This window comes from Streptomyces sp. NBC_01571 (genome assembly GCF_026339875.1).
GTDB lineage: Bacteria > Actinomycetota > Actinomycetes > Streptomycetales > Streptomycetaceae > Streptomyces.
Genome location: NZ_JAPEPZ010000001.1, coordinates 6,159,393 through 6,177,717 on the forward strand (window position 1 = coordinate 6,159,393; position 18,325 = coordinate 6,177,717).

Here is an 18,325-nt window from a genome sequence, read left to right on the forward strand (position 1 = left end):
GAGCGGGGGCGGCCCGCGGTGCGCGGGCCGCCCTTGAGGTGCGTCGTGCTCACTTCAGCCCCTTGAGCGCGGACACGAACTGCTCCGGCGAGGACTTGCCCACGAACAGTTTGTTGACCTCGGTGAGCATCGGGGTCGACACGTTCGGGGCGACCGCCTGGTCCCAGCTCAGCGTGAACGCCGGTGCGTCCTGCACCATCCGGTACTGGAACTTGGCGAACTCCGGGTTGGGGGAGGCGTCCAGCAGACTCGCCGCGTTCGAGGTGGCCGGCACGTCGCCGTTGGCGATGAGTTCCTTGGTGTAGGCCTCGGAGGCGCTGTCCCGCAGGAAGGCGATCGCCGCGTCCTTGTTGGAGGTACGGGCGTTCACCGACCAGTAGTTGGTGGGGTTGCCGACCACGTTGCGGATGTTGCCGGCGCCGCCCTCGATCTTCGGGAAGGCGCACCATCCCAGGTTCTTCTTGGCGAAGTCCGGGAATTTGCCGAGCTGCGTGGAGTACTCCCACGACCCCATCAGGTGCATCGCCGCCTTGCCCTTGGCGAAGACCGCGGGAGCGCCGCCGTTGCCGTAGCCGACCGAGCTGTAGCCCTTGCCGAAGGCGCCGTCGTCGATCAGCTCCCTGACGGTCTGGGCGGCCTTGAGGACGGCCGGGTCGCCCCAGCCGGAGGCGTCGCCGTTCTTGATCCTGTCGAAGACGTCGGGGCCGCCGATCCGGTCGACCAGGTACTCCAGCCACATCAGCTCGGGCCAGATGTCCGAGCCGCCCAGCGCGAACGGGGTGATTCCCGCCTTCTTCAGCTTGGCGTTGATGTCGAGCAACTGGTCCCAGGTGGTGGGCGGCTGGAGCTTGTGCTCCGCGAAGACGGTCTTGTTGTAGAAGAGGATCACGGGCTGCATGCCCCGCATGGGCACGCCGTAGTTCTTGCCGTCCAGCCCGCCCGCGCTGAGCACCGACGGCAGGAAGCCGCTCTTCAGCACCGGGTCGGACGCGATGACGTCGGTCAGGTCCACGAGCTGTCCGGCGTCCTTGTACGCCTTGATCGAGCCGCCGCCCCAGTTGAAGAACACGTCGGGGGCGTTGGGCGAGCCCATCGCGGTGCGCAGCTTCGCCGGGTAGTCCGTGGCGGGCACCTTCTGGAGCTTGACCGTGCCCTTGGCCTTCTTCGCGGCGGCCGACGCGTTGAACCGGGCGACGGACTTGACCTGGATCTTCGCCGCGTCGTCTCCGTAGACGAACGCGGTGAGCGTGCCGCCGCCGCCCGAACCGCTGCCGGAGCCGCAGGCGGTGAGCCCGCCGACGGAGGCCAGGGCGGTCGCGCCCGCGCCGAGGAACCAACGCCTGCTGTAGGACTCCATGGGAGGGCACCTCTCGGTATGCGCGAGGACTCCACGACGAGCCGAAGCGAATGTTTCGAGTTGAACTTCGAATGTTCCGGGAACGTAAGGCGATCCTGGGGGTTCGTCAAGGGGTCGCGCAGGGTTACGATCGCGGGCATGAAGCCTGGGAATTCCGTGGAAGCGCGGACCGCGACGCTCGCCGAGATCGCCCGTGAGGCCGGGGTCTCGGCCCCGACTGTTTCGAAGGTGCTCAACGGCCGCGCCGATGTCGCCCCCGCCACCCGCACCCGGGTCGAGGAGCTGCTGCGCGGCCACGGATACCGGCGGCGCGGGGGAGAGGGGGGCCGGTCGCCCCTCATCGACCTGGTCTTCCACGAGCTGGAGAGCGCCTGGGCGATGGAGGTCATCCGGGGCGTGGAGAACGTCGCCCGGGAGGAGGGGCTGAGCGTGGTGCTGTCCGAGAGCGCCGGGCGGCTGACTCCGGGCCGGACCTGGGCCGACCAGGTCGCGGCGCGCCGCCCGCACGGAGTGATCCTGGTGCTGTCCGGGCTCGACGAGTCCGGGCGCGCGCTGCTGACCAGCAGGTCCGTCCCGTTCGTGGTGATGGATCCGGCCGGTGACCCGGGTGACGACGTGCCGTCCATCGGGGCCACCAACTGGCAGGGCGGGCTCGCCGCGACGCGCCATCTGATCGAGCTCGGTCACACCCGGATCGGCGCGATCACCGGACCCTCGCAGATGATGTGCAGCCGCGCCCGGGTCGACGGCTACCGGGCGGCGCTGGAGACGGCGGGGCTGCCCGTCGACTCCGGGCTGATCCGCCCCGGCACCTTCCATCACGAGAGCGGCTACCGGGCCGGGCTCGAACTCCTGCGCATGCCCGACCGGCCCACGGCCGTCTTCGCCGGCAACGACCTCCAGGCGCTCGGCCTCTACGAGGCGGCCCGCGAGCTGGGGCTGCGCGTCCCCGAGGACCTGAGTGTCGTCGGCTTCGACGATCTGCCGGTGGCGCGCTGGGTGGGGCCGCCGCTGACGACCGTACGGCAGCCGCTCACGGAGATGGCCGAGGCGGCGGCGAAGCTGGTGCTCGAACTGGGCCGTCAGGAAAGGCCCGCGGCCGGGACGCGGATGGAGCTGGCGACCACCCTGGTGGTCCGCAGCAGCACGGGGGCGCCTCCGGTGTGAGCGGTGAGAGTGCACCCTCCGTGCCCGCCGAAGCCTGTCGATCGCACCGTCGAAACTTTCGGAAAACCGCGGCGGCGTTCGGGCGGGAGCGTTGGCGTTCGGACGGGAGTGTTCGGGCGAGGGTGGAGGGCCGGGTCGCTCCCCGGCGCGGGACGTGGTCCTGGTCGACGCGCCATACGGTGCCCGCGGTGCCCGCGGTGCCCGCGGTGCCCGTGGGCTGATGCCGGTCTGAGAAAAGTGAGATTTTCCGAAGAAAAGATCCCTCCGCGTCATTGCTCGACATAATTCGCACTTATGTTCCTCGTCGTGACGGAACACGACGAGCGCGGGGACGGGACGGAGCCGGTGGTCAGGCGGCGGGTGCTGAAGGCCGTCGGCCTCACCCTGGCCGGAGTCCTGGTGCTGGGCATCGGCACGGCGGGCTGGGCCTACTGGCACCTGAACCACAACATCAAAAGCGTCGACATCGACGGGGCGCTCGGCGACAACCGCCCGGCGAAAGCGGTGCCGACACCCGCCTCGTCCGCGTCCGCCTCCCCGCTGCCGAGCGGCGCCCTCAACATCCTGGTCCTCGGCTCCGACTCACGCAGCGGGAAGGCGAACGCCGAGCTCGGCGGCGGCGACAGCGCGGGGGCCCGTTCGGACACGGCCATGGTCGTCCACATCGACGAGGGCCGCACCGGCGCGACCGTGGTGAGCATCCCCCGGGACACCCTGGTGACCCGCCCGTCCTGCCCGACCCCGTCCGGCGGCACGACGTCGGTGGCGTACGGGACGATGTTCAACAGCGCGTACGCGCTCGGCGGACCGGTCTGTGCCGTGAAGACCGTCGAGTCCCTGACGGGCGTCCGCATGGACCACTACCTGGAGATCGACTTCTCGGGCTTCGCGAAGCTGGTGAACGCGCTCGGCGGGGTCACGGTGACGACGGACGAGGACATCGACGACGACCAGAGCCATCTGCACCTGAAGGCGGGCACCCATCTCCTGGACGGCACCCAGGCCCTGGCCCTGGCCCGCACCCGGCACGGCATAGGCGACGGCAGCGACCTCGGCCGCATCGGGCTCCAGCAGAAACTGGTCAAGGCGCTGCTGGAACAGATCTCCTCGACATCCCTGCTGACCAGCCCCGCCAAGCTCTACCAGGTCGCCGACGCGGTCACCGGCAGCCTCACCACGGACACCGGCCTCGACTCCCTCGGCGAACTGACGAACCTCGGCCAGAGCCTCAGGTCCCTGTCCGCCGACCACGTCAGGACGGTCATGATGCCGGTGGTGACGGCCCCCTCGGACGCCAACCGGGTGGTGCCGCGCGAGCCGGCGGCGGACGAGCTGTGGGCTTCGCTCAAGTGACCGTGTACGTCAGCAGGTAGCGCCAGTACAGGAGCTGCCGGACGCGGGCGCCCGGCAGCAGGCGGCTCGCCTCGCCGCGGACGGCGGCGAGCGACATCCGCGGCGCGCGCACCGGTGCCGGGACCACCGGAGGTCCGGCGCCGCGCAGCCGTTCGCCCGCCGACACCCCGGCCCGGGCCACCGCGTTGGCGGGCACGGCCGCGAGGTCCCACCAGGTGTGCCCCGCGTAGCAGCCCAGCACCAGCAGCACCCCGCCGGGCGCCAGCGCGTCACGGAACCTGGTCACCGTCCGGAAGGGCATGTGGTGCAGGCTCGCGAGGCAGGTGATGACGTCGTAGTGCGCCTTCGGCAGCGCGGCCGAGGCAGCGTCCGTCCGCCGGAACCGGGGCCCGCCGCCGATCCGTTCGGCCGCGGCGATCACCTCAGCGGACGGGTCGACGGCGTCCACCGTGTAACCGCGCGCGGCGAGCCGCCGCGCGAAACGGCCGGTGCCACAGCCGACGTCCAGCGCGGTGCGCCCGTGCCCTTGCCCGGGCAGTTTCCGCAGCAGGAGCCGGTGGTAGTGGTCGTTGTGGTCGAAGGGCATACGGGAAACCTCGCACACCGCGGGTACGGCCGGTAGTGCTTCCCGCACCACCGTCCTTCAGCTGTCCACCGGCCGTTCGGGAAGCCGTCAGGAAGCCGTCCGCCGGCCGCCCGGGAAGCCATCGTGAAGCCCTACGACAGCCACTCGGGAAGCCGTCCGGCAGCGCCCGAAAAGAATCTTGAAGGTTTTCCGGCGACGGTGTCGAAAGCGGCGCCCCCCGATCGACGCAGGGATGAGAGGCGGGGAGAAGCCCCGCCCTCCGCACCGAAGGAGCCACCATGCCCCGCTACCTGTCCCTGGTCCGCATCGACGAGACCACCGCCCCCGCCGAGGGCCCGAGCCCCGAGCTGATGCAGCGGATGGGCGAGCTGATCGAGGAGATCACCAAGGCGGGGGTCATGCTCGACACCGCCGGACTGACGCCGACCGCGCAGGGCAAGCGGGTGCACTGGGAGGGCGGCGGGCTGTCCGTCACCGACGGCCCCTTCACCGAGTCCAAGGAGGTCGTCGGCGGCTACGCGCTCATGCAGTGCAAGGACATGGCCGAGGCGCTCGAGTGGACCAAGCGGTTCCTGAAGACGCACGAGGAGCACTGGACGGTGACCTGCGAGGTGCGGGAGATCGCCGAGGGCTGAGCGGCGGCTTGGCGCAGCCGGTCCGCTGGTGTCTGATGGTGGGCTGTGGAACAGCAGCCCACCGTCACCCCGTCCGGCGCCGACGAGACCGTGGAGACGATCTTCCGGATCGAGTCGCCCCGGATCATCGCCGGCGTCACCCGAGTCGTCCGGGACGTCGGCATCGCCGAGGAACTGGCCCAGGACGCCCTGGTCGCGGCGCTGGAGCAGTGGCCGCGGGACGGAGTACCGGACAATCCGGGCGCCTGGCTCATGGCCACGGCCAAGCACCGGGCGATCGACCTCGTACGCCGCCGGGAGCGCTACGCGCGCAAGCTGGAGGAGATCGGGCGCGACCTGGAGACGACCGTCCCCTTCGAGGAACCCTCCGACCCGGACGACATCGACGACGACCTGCTCCGGCTCGTGTTCACCGCCTGCCACCCGGTGCTGTCCGCGGAGGCCCGCATCGCCCTCACGCTGCGCCTGCTCGGCGGACTGACCACGGCGGAGATCGCCCGCGCCTTCCTCGCGCCGGAGGCGACGATCGCCCAGCGCATCGTGCGTGCCAAACGGACACTGGCGACGCAGGGGGTCCCCTTCGAGGTCCCCTACGGCCCGGACCGGGAGAGCAGGCTCGGCTCGGTCCTCGAGGTCATCTACCTCGTCTTCAACGAGGGGTACGCGGCCACGGCGGGCGACGACCTGCTGCGTCCCGCGCTGTGCGAGGAGGCCCTCCGGCTGGCCCGCGTCCTGGCCGAGCTGATGCCCAAGGAGCCCGAGGTGCACGGGCTCGTCGCGCTGCTGGAGCTCCAGGAGTCCCGCGCGGCCGCCCGCACGGGACCGTCGGGCGAGCCGGTCCTCCTCAGGGACCAGAACCGCCGCCGCTGGAACCGCCTGCTGATCCGTCGCGGTTTCGCCGCCCTGGCCCGCGCGAACGCCGTCACCACCGGTGCCCCGGGTCCGTACGCCCTCCAGGCCGCCATCGCCGCCAGCCACGCCCAGGCCCTCACGTACGAGGACACGGACTGGCGGCAGATCGCCACCCTGTACGGACTGCTCGCGGCCCGCTCCCCGTCGCCCGTCGTCGAACTCAACCGCGCCGTCGCCGTCTCGATGGCGGACGGACCCGGCCCCGCCCTGGCCCTCGTCGACACCCTCCTGGCCGAACCCGCCCTGCGCGACTACCACCTGCTGCCCAGCGTCCGGGGGGACCTGCTCGCCCGGCTCGGGCGCACGCGGGAGGCGCGGGCGGAGTTCGAGCGGGCCGCGGGCCTGGCGCGCAACGAACGCGAACGGCGACTGCTGGAGGCCCGCGCGCAGGAGTGCCGCTAGGGCGTGCGGCGGTGTCAGCCGGAGTGCGGCCGGGCCGGGTGACCGAGCAGCATCGTCGGTGCCCCCGCGACCCTCGTCAGGAAGACGGTGGCCGCGTGCGGACCCTGCGGCTTGACCTTCCGGCGCAGCTCCTCCGGCTCGACCGCCGAGCCCCGCTTCTTCACCGTGAGCACCCCGACCTCCCGCTCCCTCAGCAGTGCCCTGAGCTTCTTCACGTTGAAGGGAATCCGGTCGGTGATCTCGTACGCGGTGGCGTACGGGGTCGGGAGCAGCGAGTCCGCCGTGATGTACGCGATGGTCTCGTCGAGGAGCCCGCCGTCGAGGTCCTCGGCCACCTCGGCGACCAGATGGGCGCGGATCACGGCGCCGTCGGGCTCGTAGAGATACCGTCCGACCGGCCGCACCGCGGGGTCGGGCAGACCGCGGCCGCGCAGGACGCGCGGGCCCGGCAGCAGGGTGGCCCGCACCAGACCCGGCTCCGTGCGGAACCACAGCACGGCCTCCTTCACGTCCCCGCCGTCCGAGATCCACTCGGCCTCCGCCTCGGCGGGGACGGTCTCGTGCGGGATGCCCGGGGCGATCTTCAGGGCGGCGAGCGGGGCCTTCAGGGCCGTCCCGACCGCCCAGGAGAGCGGCGGTGAGTACGCCTCGGGGTCGAAGATGCGCCCGCCCGCCCTGCCGCCCCGCCGTGCCGGATCCACGAAGACGGCGTCGTACGGGGCCGTGTCCACCTCCGTGACATCCGCCTCGCGCACCTCGATCAGATCCGCGAGTCCGAGCGCCTCGGCGTTGGCGCGGGCGGCGGCGGCCGCGAGGGGGTCCCGGTCGACGGCGAGGACGCGTATCCCTGCGCGGGCCAGCGCGATCGCGTCGCCGCCGATGCCGGAACAGAGGTCGGCGACCGAGCGCACGCCGAGGGCGCGCAGACGTTCCGCGCGGTGCGTGGCGACCGTCGTACGGGTCGACTGCTCGACCCCGTTCGGCGTGAAGAACATCCGCTCCGCGTCCTCGGCGCCGAACTTCGCCGCCGCCCGCTGCCGCAGCCGCGCCTGTCCGAGCGCCGCAGAGACCAGCTCGGCCGGATGGGTGCGGCGCAGCCGGGTGGCGACGGCCAGTTCCCGGGCCGGGTCGGTGCCGCGCACCTCGTCGAGCAGCGCGCGGCCCTCGGGGGTGAGCAGGGAGGCGAAGGAGACGTCGTTCACCGGCCCATTGTCGGTCAGTGTGGGCCAGTCGGTGGACGGTGCGCGTCCGGTCGCGGTGTCGGGGTCCCGTACGGGCCCTGGCCTGGGAAGATCCGACACCATGCGATCAGTGCGACAAGCCGATAAAAATGACGCGAAGCGGACGGTTGTCCGAAGCGGGACCGCCGCCCTCGCCGTCATCGGCCTCGCGTCGGGCTGTGCCGGCGGCGGGGCCGCGGGGGTGAGGCCCGCGCCCGGCCGGCGTCAGGCGCTGCCCGCGCGGGTCGCCGCGGCCTGGAGGGATGCCGGGCCGGACATGATCCGCCGGTTCCGGAAGAAGGTCGCGGGCGGGGGCTGCGCGGTGGCGCGACTGGAGGGCCACCTGTGAGAGGGGGGTGGCCGGCCCCGGGTGCCCGGGTGCGTGCGCGGGTGGCCGCCGCTCTGACCGCGGTGCTGGCCGCCGTCCTGCTGGGCGGCTGCGCCCAGTCGGTCGACCCGATCGAACGCCTGGGCAAGAAGGCCGCACAGGAGGTGGGCAGGGTCCGCCCGCACGGTCCGACCTCGGCGACGTACCGGCGCTGGGGGCTGTCCGCCCCGCTCGCTCCGCCGCCTCGACCGCCCGCGCGTGGCGGCGTGCGCCGCGAGCGGACGGGGCTGGTTCCGGTCGTCGGTCGGGTGCCCACCCGGGACAAGGTGGTCTTCCTGACGTACGACGACGGCGTCGAGCGCGATCCGAGGTTCGTCGACATGGTGCGCGAACTGCGGCTGCCGGTCAGCGTGTTCCTCACGGACAACGTCGTCGGGCCCGGCTACGGGCACTTCGCGCGGCTGCGGGAGGTCGGCGCGAGCGTGCAGAACCACACCCTCGACCACGCCTCGCTGCGCGGACTGCCGTACGCCGGCCAGCGGGCCGAGATCTGCGGCCAGCAGGAGAAGCTCAAGGCCCGCTTCGGCATCCGCCCGCGGCTCTTCCGGCCCCCCTACGGCACCTACGACGCCACGACCCTGCGCGCCGCCGCCGACTGCGGGGTCGCGGCCGTCGTCCTGGGCAGGGCGGCCGACGCCCGCCGGCTGCGCCCGGGTGACATCCTGTCCGGCTTCGAGGAGCCGAACCTCACCGCGGCGACCACCCGACTCCTCCGCCGCATCCAGGCGGAGGGCTTCACCCCGGCCCGCCTGGAGAACTACCTCTGAACTTCCGGCGCGGGCGGCCGTCTTCGGCGGGTCGGACTCACGGCGCGGACCGGGCATCCCCGGCCGGTGCGGCTTTCGGCGCGGGCCGGCACTTCGGCGAGCGGGCCTGCGCCTCCCGGCGAGGGCCGGCATCTTCAGCCCGTCCGGTGTTTGAGGACGAGGCCGTTCAGGCCGGAGCGGGGGCCTGGGGGCGGCAGCCCCAGAGGCGCTCACACCGGCGAACGGTGCCCGAACCCCACGCCACGCCGGAGGCATTTGGCACTCCGCTTGACCGAGTGCTAATCGCGGTCATAGTCTCAGGCCTGGCACTCCCCACTGGAGAGTGCCAATAGCGACGGGCAGGTCCGGCACCCGCGACGACGGATCCACCTGGTCGCCACCTCAGACAGTTAACCCCGTGAGATCTCCGAAGGGGGAGGTCGGATCGTGACGACCACCAGCTCCAAGGTTGCCATCAAGCCGCTCGAGGACCGTGTCGTGGTCCAGCCGCTGGACGCCGAGCAGACCACGGCCTCTGGCCTGGTCATCCCGGACACCGCGAAGGAGAAGCCCCAGGAGGGCGTCGTCCTCGCCGTGGGCCCGGGCCGCTTCGAGAACGGCGAGCGCCTGCCGCTCGACGTCAGCACCGGCGACATCGTGCTGTACAGCAAGTACGGCGGCACCGAGGTGAAGTACAACGGCGAGGAGTACCTCGTCCTCTCGGCCCGCGACGTGCTCGCGATCATCGAGAAGTAATTCACCACAGTTCTGCAGTGAACTGCGCCCCTGGCCCCCGCGACCTTATGAAGCCGGGCGCTGGGGGCGCGGTTCGTTTTCACCCACGTTTTCCGAGAGGGCTGAACCGCTCCCATGGCGAAGATCCTGAAGTTCGACGAGGACGCCCGTCGCGCCCTTGAGCGCGGCGTCAACAAGCTTGCCGACACCGTCAAGGTGACGATCGGCCCCAAGGGCCGCAACGTCGTCATCGACAAGAAGTTCGGCGCCCCCACCATCACCAACGACGGCGTCACCATCGCCCGCGAGGTCGAGCTCGACGACCCGTACGAGAACCTCGGCGCCCAGCTGGTGAAGGAGGTGGCGACCAAGACCAACGACATCGCGGGTGACGGTACGACCACCGCCACCGTGCTGGCCCAGGCGCTCGTCCGCGAGGGTCTGAAGAACGTCGCCGCGGGTGCCTCCCCGGCGCTGCTCAAGAAGGGCATCGACGCCGCGGTCAAGGCCGTGTCCGAGGAGCTCCTCGCGACCGCCCGCCCGATCGACGAGAAGTCCGACATCGCCGCCGTCGCCGCCCTGTCCGCCCAGGACAGCCAGGTCGGCGAGCTCATCGCCGAGGCGATGGACAAGGTCGGCAAGGACGGTGTCATCACCGTCGAGGAGTCCAACACCTTCGGTCTGGAGCTGGACTTCACCGAGGGCATGGCCTTCGACAAGGGCTACCTGTCGCCGTACTTCGTGACGGACCAGGAGCGCATGGAGGCCGTCCTCGAGGACCCGTACATCCTCATCCACCAGGGCAAGATCTCCTCCATCCAGGACCTGCTGCCGCTGCTGGAGAAGGTCATCCAGGCCAACGCCTCCAAGCCGCTGCTGATCATCGCCGAGGACGTCGACGGCGAGGCGCTGTCGACCCTGGTCGTGAACAAGATCCGCGGCACGTTCAACGCCGTCGCCGTGAAGGCCCCCGGCTTCGGCGACCGCCGCAAGGCCATGCTGGGCGACCTCGCCACCCTCACCGGCGGTCAGGTCATCGCCGAGGAGGTCGGCCTCAAGCTCGACCAGGTCGGTCTGGACGTGCTGGGCACCGCCCGCCGCGTGACGGTCACCAAGGACGACACCACCGTCGTCGACGGCGGCGGCGAGCACGACGCCGTCGTGGGCCGTGTCAACCAGATCAAGGCCGAGATCGAGAACACGGACTCCGACTGGGACCGCGAGAAGCTCCAGGAGCGCCTCGCGAAGCTGGCCGGCGGCGTGTGCGTGATCAAGGTCGGCGCCGCCACCGAGGTGGAGCTCAAGGAGAAGAAGCACCGTCTGGAGGACGCCATCTCCGCGACCCGCGCCGCGGTCGAGGAGGGCATCGTCTCCGGTGGTGGCTCCGCGCTCGTCCACGCCGTCAAGGTCCTCGAGGGCAACCTCGGCAAGACCGGCGACGAGGCCACGGGTGTCGCGGTCGTCCGCCGCGCCGCCGTCGAGCCGCTGCGCTGGATCGCCGAGAACGCCGGCCTGGAGGGCTACGTCATCACCTCCAAGGTCGCCGAGCTCGACAAGGGCCAGGGCTTCAACGCCGCCACCGGCGAGTACGGCGACCTGGTCAAGTCCGGTGTCATCGACCCGGTCAAGGTCACCCGCTCCGCTCTGGAGAACGCCGCCTCCATCGCCTCCCTGCTCCTCACGACCGAGACCCTGGTCGTCGAGAAGCCGGCCGAGGAAGAGGCCGACGCGGGCCACGGCCACGGCCACGGGCACTCCCACTAGGCACACGGCCGGACGTCCGCGACGGCGGACGTCCACACCGGGTGACAGCACTGAGGCCCAGCACCCTCCGGGGGTGCTGGGCCTCAGTGCTGCGGCAAGCCCGAACTCGCCTTACCTGCCGTACCGTCCTGCTGCTCTACCGCCTTGCTGCCCTACGGCCCGGCTGCCATGCGGCGCCGCTGCTCTACTGCGGCCCGTACTTGCGGCCCGTCTTCGAGGTGATCCCGCCCAGCAGCCCGCGCGGCGCCACCTTCACCACACCCATCAGCGCCTTGTAACGCGGGTCGGGGATCGACAGCGACTTCCCGCGGGCCAGGTCCGCGAGCGCCGCCGCGACCAGCTTGTCCGCGTCGAGCCACATCCAGTTCGGGATGTTGTCCGTGCCCATCCCGGCGCGCTGGTGGAACTCGGTGCGCACGAAGCCCGGAGCCAGCGCCATCAGCCGTACGCCGCTGCCCGCCAGATCCCTCGCCGCGCCCTGCGTGAACTGCACGACCCACGCCTTGGACGCCCCGTACGTACCCCGCGGTACGAACGCGGCCACCGACGCCACATTGACGACCCCGCCCCGGCCGCGCTCCCGCATGGCCGCGGTCGCCGCCGACGTCAGCCGCAGTACCGCCTCGCAGTGCACCTTGAGCATCGTCAGCTCGTCGGCCATCGACACCTCGAGGTAGCGGCCCTTGTTGCCGAAGCCGGCGTTGTTGATCAGCAGGTCGACCGGGTTCCTGCGGTCGCTCAGCCGCCGGGCCACCGTCTCGATGCCGTCGTCCGTCGCCAGGTCCGCCGTCAGCACCTCCGCCTCGATGCCGTGCCGGTCGTGCAGTTCCGTCGCCTGCTCGGCCAGGCGCTCGGTGTCGCGCGCCACCAGTACGAGGTTGTGGCCGTCAGCCGCGAGGCGGCGCGCGAAGGCGGCGCCGATGCCCGCGGTCGATCCCGTAATCAGAGCCGTTGTCATGGCCCAAGGCTAGTGACCTGACCAGGCCCACCGCGCCCCGCCTCCCGGTGCCCGGCCCCGCTCCGCACGCACCGCGCGGCCGGCACCGCGGCCGTCGCGGGGCGTGTCCCGCGCGTGCGGTCCCGGCCGCTACCCGCCCTGCTGCGCCACGTACTTCTCCGCCGCCGCCAACGCCTCCGGATGCAGTGCCCGGCCCGCGGCCAACAGCCCTGGCAGCAGGTCGCGTTCGGTCGTCATGGCGCGGAACTCGACCTCGACCGTCACCTCGTGCTCCGGCCGGTGCACGACCTCGATCGGGTCGCCCGCGCGGATCTCGCCGGGCTCGATCACCCGCAGGTACGCGCCGGGCGCGGCCTTCCGGGTGAACCGCTTCACCCAGCCCCGCTCCCCGAGATGTTCCTGGAACGTACGGCAGGGGATGCGTCCGGAGGTCACCTCCAGGACCAGCACGGAGCCGACGCGCCAGCGCTCACCGATCCGCGCGCCGGACACGTCCAGCCCCCGCGTGGTGAGGTTCTCGCCGAAGGCGCCGTTCACCAGCTTCCGACCGAGCTCGCGCTCCCAGTCGTCGAGGTCCTCGCGCGCGACCGCGTAGACGGCCTGGTCGTCCCCGCCGTGATGGCGCAGGTCGCACACCGTGTCCCCGGCCAGACCGCTCGTGCCGACCCCCTTGGGCCCAGGGGCGGTCACCCGCACCGGCCCGGCCACCGGCCGCTTGTCGATGGCGGTCACACCCGCGGGCTGGTCCGTGTACGGGACGGCGCGCGGGCGGCCCAGGTTCAGCGACAGAAGCTGCATGGCAGAACGCTAGGCGATGCAGGCCAAAGCGTCGACGCGATATTCGCCACCATGTCCAAGCCTCGCTTATGCTCTAGGGGTGATCGAGGCCCGTCATCTCCGTGTTCTGCGCGCCGTCGCCGCCACCGGTTCCTTCTCGGCGGCGGGACGCGAACTGGGCTGCACCCAGCCGGCCGTCAGTCAGCAGATGAAGGCGCTCGAATCGTCCGTCGGCACACCGCTGCTGATCCGCACGGGCCGTGAGATGCGCCTGACGCAGGCGGGCGAGGCGCTGGTCCGGCACGCGGCCGGCATCATCGCGGGGCTGACCGCCGCCGAGGAGGAGGTCGCCGCGATCGCGGGTCTGCGCGCGGGCCGGGTCCGGCTCGTCTCCTTCCCCAGCGGGAGTTCGACGCTCGTCCCCACGGCCCTGGCCGCCCTGCGCGCCGCGCATCCCGGCACCCGGGTCTCCCTGGAGGAGGCCGAGCCGCCCGAGTCCGTCGACAAGCTCCGCGACGGCGACTGCGACATCGCGCTCGCGTTCCGCTACGAGGGAGCGGCGGGCGTCGAGGAGTGGGACGACCTGGTCGTACGGCCGCTGCTGCGCGACCGGCTCGTCGGTCTGGTCCCCGAGGGGCACCGGCTCGCCCGCGCGGGGTCGGTCGCGATCGGCGAACTCGCCGGGGAACCGTGGATCGCGGGCTGCCCGCGGTGCCGGGGGCAACTGGTCGAGGTCTGCCGCCGCGAGGGTTTCGTGCCCCGCATCGACTTCGCCACCGACGACTATCCGGCGGTGGTCGGCCTGGTCGGCGCGGGTCTCGGGGTCGCGGTGCTGCCGGAGCTCGCGATCGAGTCCGTGCGCCCCAAGGGCGCCCGCGCGGTGTCCGTGGAGCCGCCGGTGCGGCGGGAGATCGTCGCGCTGACGCTGCCGGATCTCTCCCAGGTGCCGGCGGTGGCGGCGACGCTGGACCAACTGGCCCGGGCCGCGGCCCGCTGACGGCGGCGGACAGCCGGCGCCGCACACAGATCAGGGACGCGCGTGCGCGCGCCCGTACGAGGGCATGCCAACGCGCGCCCGTTCAGGGACACACCTGTGCGCCCTGCTCCGGACTCATCAACGCAGAAACGTTCCTTCAAGTGTTCGAAGCGGAACCGCTCCCGGTGGCCGACGCCGTCACCAGCCGGTTGCGTGCCCGTCCCATGAGTTCTTCGCGCTCGTCCTCGGTCAGGCCGCCCCACACCCCGTACGGCTCGCGCACCGCCAGCGCGTGAGCGGCGCACTGGGCGCGTACCGGGCATCGCATACAGACCTCTTTGGCCGAGTTCTCGCGAGCGCTCCGTGCCGCACCGCGCTCGCCCTCCGGATGGAAGAAGAGCGAGCTGTCGACTCCACGGCATGCCGCGAGGAGCTGCCAGTCCCAGAGATCCGCGTTCGGACCGGGAAGGCGGGAGAAATCTGCCATTGCGTGTCCCCTTGTTGCCGTTCTGGGATGCTCTGTGCCCACCGACCGTACATCTACGATCTAAGGAGATGAAAATATGACTCATTGCGAATCTAGCCGCAGACACCAGTAAATGGGAAGAAAACAGGCTGAATGGGGCATAGGTTGTGTTGAAAGATTGAGGGTCCGTTGCGCATGTCTGCACCGTGTCCGTGCCCTCACGTAGAGTGCCGAAGATGACCGGCTGCCCCGTAACTCTTTCGAGTGACCATCGTTGAGAGTGCGGAGGCGGTTGAAGGAACAAGCGCTCGGGCAGACGGCAGTTTCCGTCGGCGAGTGTCGACCGCACAGGTGACGATTCGTACCAGCCTGGAGGCTCAAGGTGACGCGCATCAGCTGCGGAGGGCGGCCATGACATCCGTCCTCGTCTGCGACGACTCCCCGCTTGCCCGAGAGGCGCTCCGCCGTGCGGTGGCGACCGTGCCCGGCGTCGAGCGCGTGACGACTGCGGCCAACGGAGAAGAGGTGCTCCGCCGCTGGGGCGCCGACCGTTCGGACCTGATTCTGATGGACGTACGCATGCCCGGTCTGGGCGGCGTCGAGACCGTTCGGCGGCTGCTGTCCGCCGACCCCGGTGCGCGCATCATCATGCTCACCGTGGCCGAGGACCTGGACGGTGTGGCGCTCGCCGTCGCCGCCGGGGCCCGCGGTTATCTGCACAAGGACGCCTCCCGGGCGGAGCTGCGCGCGACTGTGACCCAGGCGCTCGCCGACCCGACCTGGCGGCTCGCCCCGCGCAGACTGCGCTCGGCCGAGATGGGTGCCGCGCCCACACTCACCGCGCGCGAGATCCAGGTCCTCGAGGGCATGAGCCACGGCCGCTCCAACGCGGAGATCGGCCGTGAGCTGTTCCTCTCCGAGGACACCGTGAAGACGCACGCCCGGCGGCTCTTCAAGAAGCTCGGCGCCTCGGACCGCGCGCACGCCGTGGCGCTCGGTTTCCGGTGGGGTCTGGTCCGCTAGGTGAGCCGTCGCGGGGGTACGACGCACCCCGCCTGCCGTGTGGCGGGCGGGGCCGACAAGGGGGCGCGCCGGGTGCCCGCTGCTCGTTTCGCCGCCGATGCCGCATCCTTGAGGTGTGGAGTTCCTCGGGGACAAGTCGGTCGAGCGGAAGGGGAGGGCGCAGGAGATGAGTTCCGGCGCACCTGCTCATAACGCTTCGGTGCACAACTACGGACGCGGTGCCACGGACAGAACGACGCCAAGGCACCATGGACCGATGCGTGACGACGAGACGACGGTGATCGGCGCGCTCGTCCATCGCGCGGTCGACGGCGACGAGCAGGCCACGCACGACTTGCTCGCTCACGTTCACCCTCTGGCATTGCGCTACTGCCGCACGCGTCTGTCCCGGCTGCCGGGCGACGCGCGGCACTTCGTGGAGGACCTGGCGCAGGAGGTCTGCGTCGCGGTGCTCCTCGCCCTGCCGCGCTACAAGGACACCGGGCGGCCCTTCGAAGCCTTCGTCTTCGCAATCGCCGCGCACAAGGTCGCCGACCTGCAGCGCGCCGCGATGCGCCATCCCGGGTCGACGGCGGTTCCCTCGGACGAGATGCCCGAGCGCCCCGACGACTCCCTCGGCCCCGAGGAGCGCGCACTGCTCAGCAGTGACGCCGAATGGGCCAAGAAACTGATGGCCAATCTCCCCGAGAACCAGCGCGAGCTGCTTCTGCTGCGTATCGCGGTGGGCCTCACGGCCGAGGAGACGGGCCAGATGCTGGGGATGTCGCCGGGAGCGGTCCGGGTGGCCCAGCACCGGGCACTGAGCCGGTTGCGGGCGCTGGCGGAACAGTAGGCGCGGTCGTCGGCGTGCGCGCGAGTGGCCGGCGTGCGCGCGAGTGGACGGCGTGCGCGAGGGCGGTCGAGGGCGCGGGCGTGACGCGGGGAGTGCGGGCGTGCGCTCCGTGACGTTCGCCGCGCCGCTGATCTGCCGCGTCGGTGTCGGCGCGTGCTCGATGTCGCGCCGTGCGGCGGTGCTCGGTGTCCGGCTTCGCCGTGCCCCGGCACCAGGTCGCCGGTTTCTTGCCGCGAACGTGAGAACGGACACGGCGGAATGCGGCATGGCCGCCCGGGGAGCCGTACGGCACCGCGGTGGCGGAAAGGCGAACCCCGGGGACCAGGCTGTCGAGCCGACCGATGAACGGTCGCGGCGTGCCACCCGTAGGAACCTACGAAGCCAGAGGGCGATCCGAACCGTGGAATGGGAGACCCTTGCTTCCCGTTAGCATGGACATCCGCACCGATCAAGGCCATTTGGGGAAGGTGTCATGACTGCCAACGTCGACGGAGTGCCCGCCAAATTCGCGACACTCGGGCTGACCTACGACGACGTGCTGCTGCTGCCGGGCGCGTCGGACATGGCGCCCGACGAGATCGACACCGCCTCGCACATCTCGAAGAACGTGCGGGTGAACATCCCGCTGCTCTCCGCGGCCATGGACAAGGTGACCGAGTCCCGCATGGCCATCGCGATGGCCCGCCAGGGCGGTGTCGGCGTGCTGCACCGCAACCTGTCCATCGAGGACCAGGCCAACCAGGTCGACCTGGTGAAGCGCTCCGAGTCCGGCATGGTGACCGACCCGATCACGGTCCACCCGGACGCGACGCTCGGCGAGGCCGACGCGATCTGCGCCAAGTTCCGCATCTCCGGCGTGCCGGTGACCGACGGCGGCGGCAAGCTCCTCGGCATCGTCACCAACCGTGACATGGCCTTCGAGACCGACCGTTCGCGCCAGGTGCGCGAGGTCATGACGCCGATGCCGCTGGTCACCGGCAAGGTCGGCATCTCCGGCACCGACGCCATGGAACTGCTGCGCCGCCACAAGATCGAGAAGCTTCCGCTGGTCGACGACGCGGGTGTCCTCAAGGGCCTCATCACGGTCAAGGACTTCGTGAAGGCCGAGAAGTACCCCAACGCCGCGAAGGACGCCGAGGGGCGCCTGCTCGTCGGTGCGGCCGTCGGTGTGGCCGGTGACGCCTTCGACCGCGCCCAGGCACTCATCGAGGCGGGCGTCGACTTCATCGTCGTCGACACCGCGCACGGCCACTCCCGCCTGGTCGGCGACATGGTCGCCAAGATCAAGTCGAACTCCGCGGGCGTCGACGTCATCGGCGGCAACATCGCCACCCGTGACGGCGCGCAGGCCCTCATCGACGCGGGCGTCGACGGCATCAAGGTCGGGGTCGGCCCCGGTTCCATCTGCACGACCCGCGTGGTCGCCGGCATCGGCGTACCCCAGGTCACCGCCATCTACGAAGCCTCCCTCGCCGCCAAGGCGGCGGGTGTCCCGGTCATCGGCGACGGTGGCCTGCAGTACTCCGGCGACATCGCCAAGGCCCTGGTCGCCGGCGCCGACACGGTGATGCTGGGTTCGCTCCTGGCGGGCTGCGAGGAGTCGCCGGGCGAGCTGCTCTTCATCAACGGCAAGCAGTTCAAGTCGTACCGCGGCATGGGCTCCCTGGGTGCCATGCAGTCCCGTGGCGAGCAGCGCTCCTTCTCCAAGGACCGCTACTTCCAGGAGGGCGTCGCCTCCGACGAGAAGCTGGTACCCGAGGGCATCGAGGGCCAGGTGCCGTACCGCGGCCCGTTGTCCGCGGTCGTGCACCAGCTGGTCGGCGGCCTGCGCCAGTCGATGTTCTACGTCGGCGGGCGCACCGTTCCCGAGCTCCAGGACAACGGCCGGTTCGTCCGGATCACCTCGGCGGGCCTCAAGGAGAGCCACCCGCACGACATCCAGATGACGGTCGAGGCACCGAACTACAGCCGCAACAAGTAACGGTCACCAAGCAGCCGTACAGAGCTCCACGCGTGCGTGAAGCCCGA

Annotated in this window: 18 protein-coding genes; 12 read left to right on the plus strand and 6 right to left on the minus strand. The window is 71.2% G+C overall.

Going from position 1 to position 18,325, the window contains the following annotated elements; all coding sequences use genetic code 11:
* Nucleotides 1–49 precede the first annotated feature (49 nt).
* Nucleotides 50–1,357: an ABC transporter substrate-binding protein gene (locus OHB41_RS27945; RefSeq protein WP_266700874.1), complete on the minus strand. Its 1,308-nt coding sequence runs from the start codon at nucleotides 1,355–1,357 to the stop codon at nucleotides 50–52.
* A gap of 138 nt (nucleotides 1,358–1,495) precedes the next feature.
* On the opposite strand from OHB41_RS27945, the gene OHB41_RS27950 reads away from it, so the two are divergent.
* Together OHB41_RS27950 and OHB41_RS27955 are read left to right on the plus strand one after the other, a co-directional pair.
* Complete coding sequence (locus OHB41_RS27950) at nucleotides 1,496–2,524, plus strand: LacI family DNA-binding transcriptional regulator (RefSeq protein WP_266700875.1); 1,029 nt, start codon at nucleotides 1,496–1,498, stop codon at nucleotides 2,522–2,524.
* 294 nt (nucleotides 2,525–2,818) lie between these two features.
* Nucleotides 2,819–3,877, plus strand: a complete 1,059-nt coding sequence (locus OHB41_RS27955; protein WP_266700876.1) for an LCP family protein — start codon at nucleotides 2,819–2,821, stop codon at nucleotides 3,875–3,877.
* On the opposite strand, the gene OHB41_RS27960 is transcribed toward OHB41_RS27955, so the two are convergent.
* The gene (locus OHB41_RS27960) at nucleotides 3,870–4,463 is read right to left on the minus strand and encodes a class I SAM-dependent methyltransferase (protein ID WP_266700877.1); all 594 of its coding nucleotides are present in this window, start codon (nucleotides 4,461–4,463) and stop codon (nucleotides 3,870–3,872) included. The genes OHB41_RS27955 and OHB41_RS27960 overlap by 8 nt on opposite strands.
* Nucleotides 4,464–4,741: 278 nt before the next feature.
* Here OHB41_RS27960 and OHB41_RS27965 point away from each other — a divergent pair, with 278 nt between their 5' ends.
* On the plus strand, nucleotides 4,742–5,098 hold the full coding sequence (locus OHB41_RS27965; RefSeq protein WP_266700878.1) for a YciI family protein: 357 nt from the start codon (nucleotides 4,742–4,744) through the stop codon (nucleotides 5,096–5,098).
* A gap of 45 nt (nucleotides 5,099–5,143) precedes the next feature.
* Nucleotides 5,144–6,412, plus strand: coding sequence for an RNA polymerase sigma factor (locus tag OHB41_RS27970; protein WP_266700879.1), 1,269 nt, complete (start codon nucleotides 5,144–5,146; stop codon nucleotides 6,410–6,412).
* A 14-nt stretch (nucleotides 6,413–6,426) separates the two neighbouring features.
* Here OHB41_RS27970 and OHB41_RS27975 read toward each other — a convergent pair whose 3' ends face one another.
* Nucleotides 6,427–7,614 carry a class I SAM-dependent methyltransferase gene (locus OHB41_RS27975; protein ID WP_266700880.1) on the minus strand — a complete coding sequence of 396 codons (1,188 nt, stop codon included), beginning with the start codon at nucleotides 7,612–7,614 and terminating at the stop codon, nucleotides 6,427–6,429.
* A 109-nt stretch (nucleotides 7,615–7,723) separates the two neighbouring features.
* Between OHB41_RS27975 and OHB41_RS27980 the strand changes: the two genes are divergently transcribed.
* The 4 genes from OHB41_RS27980 to groL all read left to right on the plus strand — a co-directional run bounded on the left by OHB41_RS27980 (nucleotide 7,724) and on the right by groL (nucleotide 11,265).
* Nucleotides 7,724–7,981, plus strand: a complete 258-nt coding sequence (locus OHB41_RS27980; RefSeq protein ID WP_266700881.1) for a hypothetical protein — start codon at nucleotides 7,724–7,726, stop codon at nucleotides 7,979–7,981.
* Nucleotides 7,982–8,010: 29 nt separating this feature from the next.
* Nucleotides 8,011–8,787, plus strand: coding sequence for a polysaccharide deacetylase family protein (locus OHB41_RS27985; protein WP_266700882.1), 777 nt, complete (start codon nucleotides 8,011–8,013; stop codon nucleotides 8,785–8,787).
* A 426-nt stretch (nucleotides 8,788–9,213) separates the two neighbouring features.
* A complete protein-coding gene (groES, locus tag OHB41_RS27990; RefSeq protein ID WP_060901476.1) occupies nucleotides 9,214–9,522 on the plus strand; it encodes a co-chaperone GroES in 309 nt (102 codons plus the stop codon).
* 114 nt (nucleotides 9,523–9,636) lie between these two features.
* Nucleotides 9,637–11,265: a chaperonin GroEL gene (gene groL / locus OHB41_RS27995; protein WP_266700883.1), complete on the plus strand. Its 1,629-nt coding sequence runs from the start codon at nucleotides 9,637–9,639 to the stop codon at nucleotides 11,263–11,265.
* Between the two features lie 184 nt (nucleotides 11,266–11,449).
* Here groL and OHB41_RS28000 read toward each other — a convergent pair whose 3' ends face one another.
* Nucleotides 11,450–12,223, minus strand: a complete 774-nt coding sequence (locus tag OHB41_RS28000) for an SDR family NAD(P)-dependent oxidoreductase (protein WP_168529723.1) — start codon at nucleotides 12,221–12,223, stop codon at nucleotides 11,450–11,452.
* A 129-nt stretch (nucleotides 12,224–12,352) separates the two neighbouring features.
* Nucleotides 12,353–13,021 carry an MOSC domain-containing protein gene (locus OHB41_RS28005; protein ID WP_266700884.1) on the minus strand — a complete coding sequence of 223 codons (669 nt, stop codon included), beginning with the start codon at nucleotides 13,019–13,021 and terminating at the stop codon, nucleotides 12,353–12,355.
* A 79-nt stretch (nucleotides 13,022–13,100) separates the two neighbouring features.
* On the opposite strand from OHB41_RS28005, the gene OHB41_RS28010 reads away from it, so the two are divergent.
* On the plus strand, nucleotides 13,101–13,997 hold the full coding sequence (locus OHB41_RS28010; RefSeq protein WP_266700885.1) for a LysR family transcriptional regulator: 897 nt from the start codon (nucleotides 13,101–13,103) through the stop codon (nucleotides 13,995–13,997).
* A 136-nt stretch (nucleotides 13,998–14,133) separates the two neighbouring features.
* Here OHB41_RS28010 and OHB41_RS28015 read toward each other — a convergent pair whose 3' ends face one another.
* Nucleotides 14,134–14,463: a WhiB family transcriptional regulator gene (locus tag OHB41_RS28015; protein WP_153289078.1), complete on the minus strand. Its 330-nt coding sequence runs from the start codon at nucleotides 14,461–14,463 to the stop codon at nucleotides 14,134–14,136.
* Between the two features lie 390 nt (nucleotides 14,464–14,853).
* On the opposite strand from OHB41_RS28015, the gene OHB41_RS28020 reads away from it, so the two are divergent.
* The 3 genes from OHB41_RS28020 (at nucleotide 14,854) to guaB (ending at nucleotide 18,278) form a co-directional block, all read left to right on the plus strand.
* Nucleotides 14,854–15,465 (plus strand): response regulator transcription factor, encoded by a 612-nt coding sequence (locus tag OHB41_RS28020; RefSeq protein ID WP_003948568.1) that lies wholly within the window; start codon nucleotides 14,854–14,856, stop codon nucleotides 15,463–15,465.
* Nucleotides 15,466–15,721: 256 nt separating this feature from the next.
* Nucleotides 15,722–16,297 carry a sigma-70 family RNA polymerase sigma factor gene (locus OHB41_RS28025; RefSeq protein ID WP_148010063.1) on the plus strand — a complete coding sequence of 192 codons (576 nt, stop codon included), beginning with the start codon at nucleotides 15,722–15,724 and terminating at the stop codon, nucleotides 16,295–16,297.
* 472 nt (nucleotides 16,298–16,769) lie between these two features.
* The gene (gene guaB / locus OHB41_RS28030) at nucleotides 16,770–18,278 is read left to right on the plus strand and encodes an IMP dehydrogenase (RefSeq protein ID WP_266700886.1); all 1,509 of its coding nucleotides are present in this window, start codon (nucleotides 16,770–16,772) and stop codon (nucleotides 18,276–18,278) included.
* Nucleotides 18,279–18,325: the final 47 nt, after the last annotated feature.

Excerpts from the sequence above, each read along its gene's own strand:
- OHB41_RS27950 (WP_266700875.1), top strand. The coding sequence starts at position 1,496 with ATGAAGCCTGGGAATTCCGTGGAAGCGCGGACCGCGACGCTCGCCGAG.
- OHB41_RS27960 (WP_266700877.1), bottom strand. The coding sequence starts at position 4,463 with ATGCCCTTCGACCACAACGACCACTACCACCGGCTCCTGCTGCGGAAA.
- OHB41_RS28000 (WP_168529723.1), bottom strand. The coding sequence starts at position 12,223 with ATGACAACGGCTCTGATTACGGGATCGACCGCGGGCATCGGCGCCGCC.
- guaB (WP_266700886.1), top strand. The coding sequence starts at position 16,770 with ATGACTGCCAACGTCGACGGAGTGCCCGCCAAATTCGCGACACTCGGG.
- OHB41_RS27965 (WP_266700878.1), top strand. The coding sequence starts at position 4,742 with ATGCCCCGCTACCTGTCCCTGGTCCGCATCGACGAGACCACCGCCCCC.
- OHB41_RS28020 (WP_003948568.1), top strand. The coding sequence starts at position 14,854 with ATGACATCCGTCCTCGTCTGCGACGACTCCCCGCTTGCCCGAGAGGCG.
- OHB41_RS27955 (WP_266700876.1), top strand. The coding sequence starts at position 2,819 with ATGTTCCTCGTCGTGACGGAACACGACGAGCGCGGGGACGGGACGGAG.
- OHB41_RS28025 (WP_148010063.1), top strand. The coding sequence starts at position 15,722 with ATGCGTGACGACGAGACGACGGTGATCGGCGCGCTCGTCCATCGCGCG.
- OHB41_RS27945 (WP_266700874.1), bottom strand. The coding sequence starts at position 1,357 with ATGGAGTCCTACAGCAGGCGTTGGTTCCTCGGCGCGGGCGCGACCGCC.
- groL (WP_266700883.1), top strand. The coding sequence starts at position 9,637 with ATGGCGAAGATCCTGAAGTTCGACGAGGACGCCCGTCGCGCCCTTGAG.
- OHB41_RS28015 (WP_153289078.1), bottom strand. The coding sequence starts at position 14,463 with ATGGCAGATTTCTCCCGCCTTCCCGGTCCGAACGCGGATCTCTGGGAC.
- OHB41_RS28005 (WP_266700884.1), bottom strand. The coding sequence starts at position 13,021 with ATGCAGCTTCTGTCGCTGAACCTGGGCCGCCCGCGCGCCGTCCCGTAC.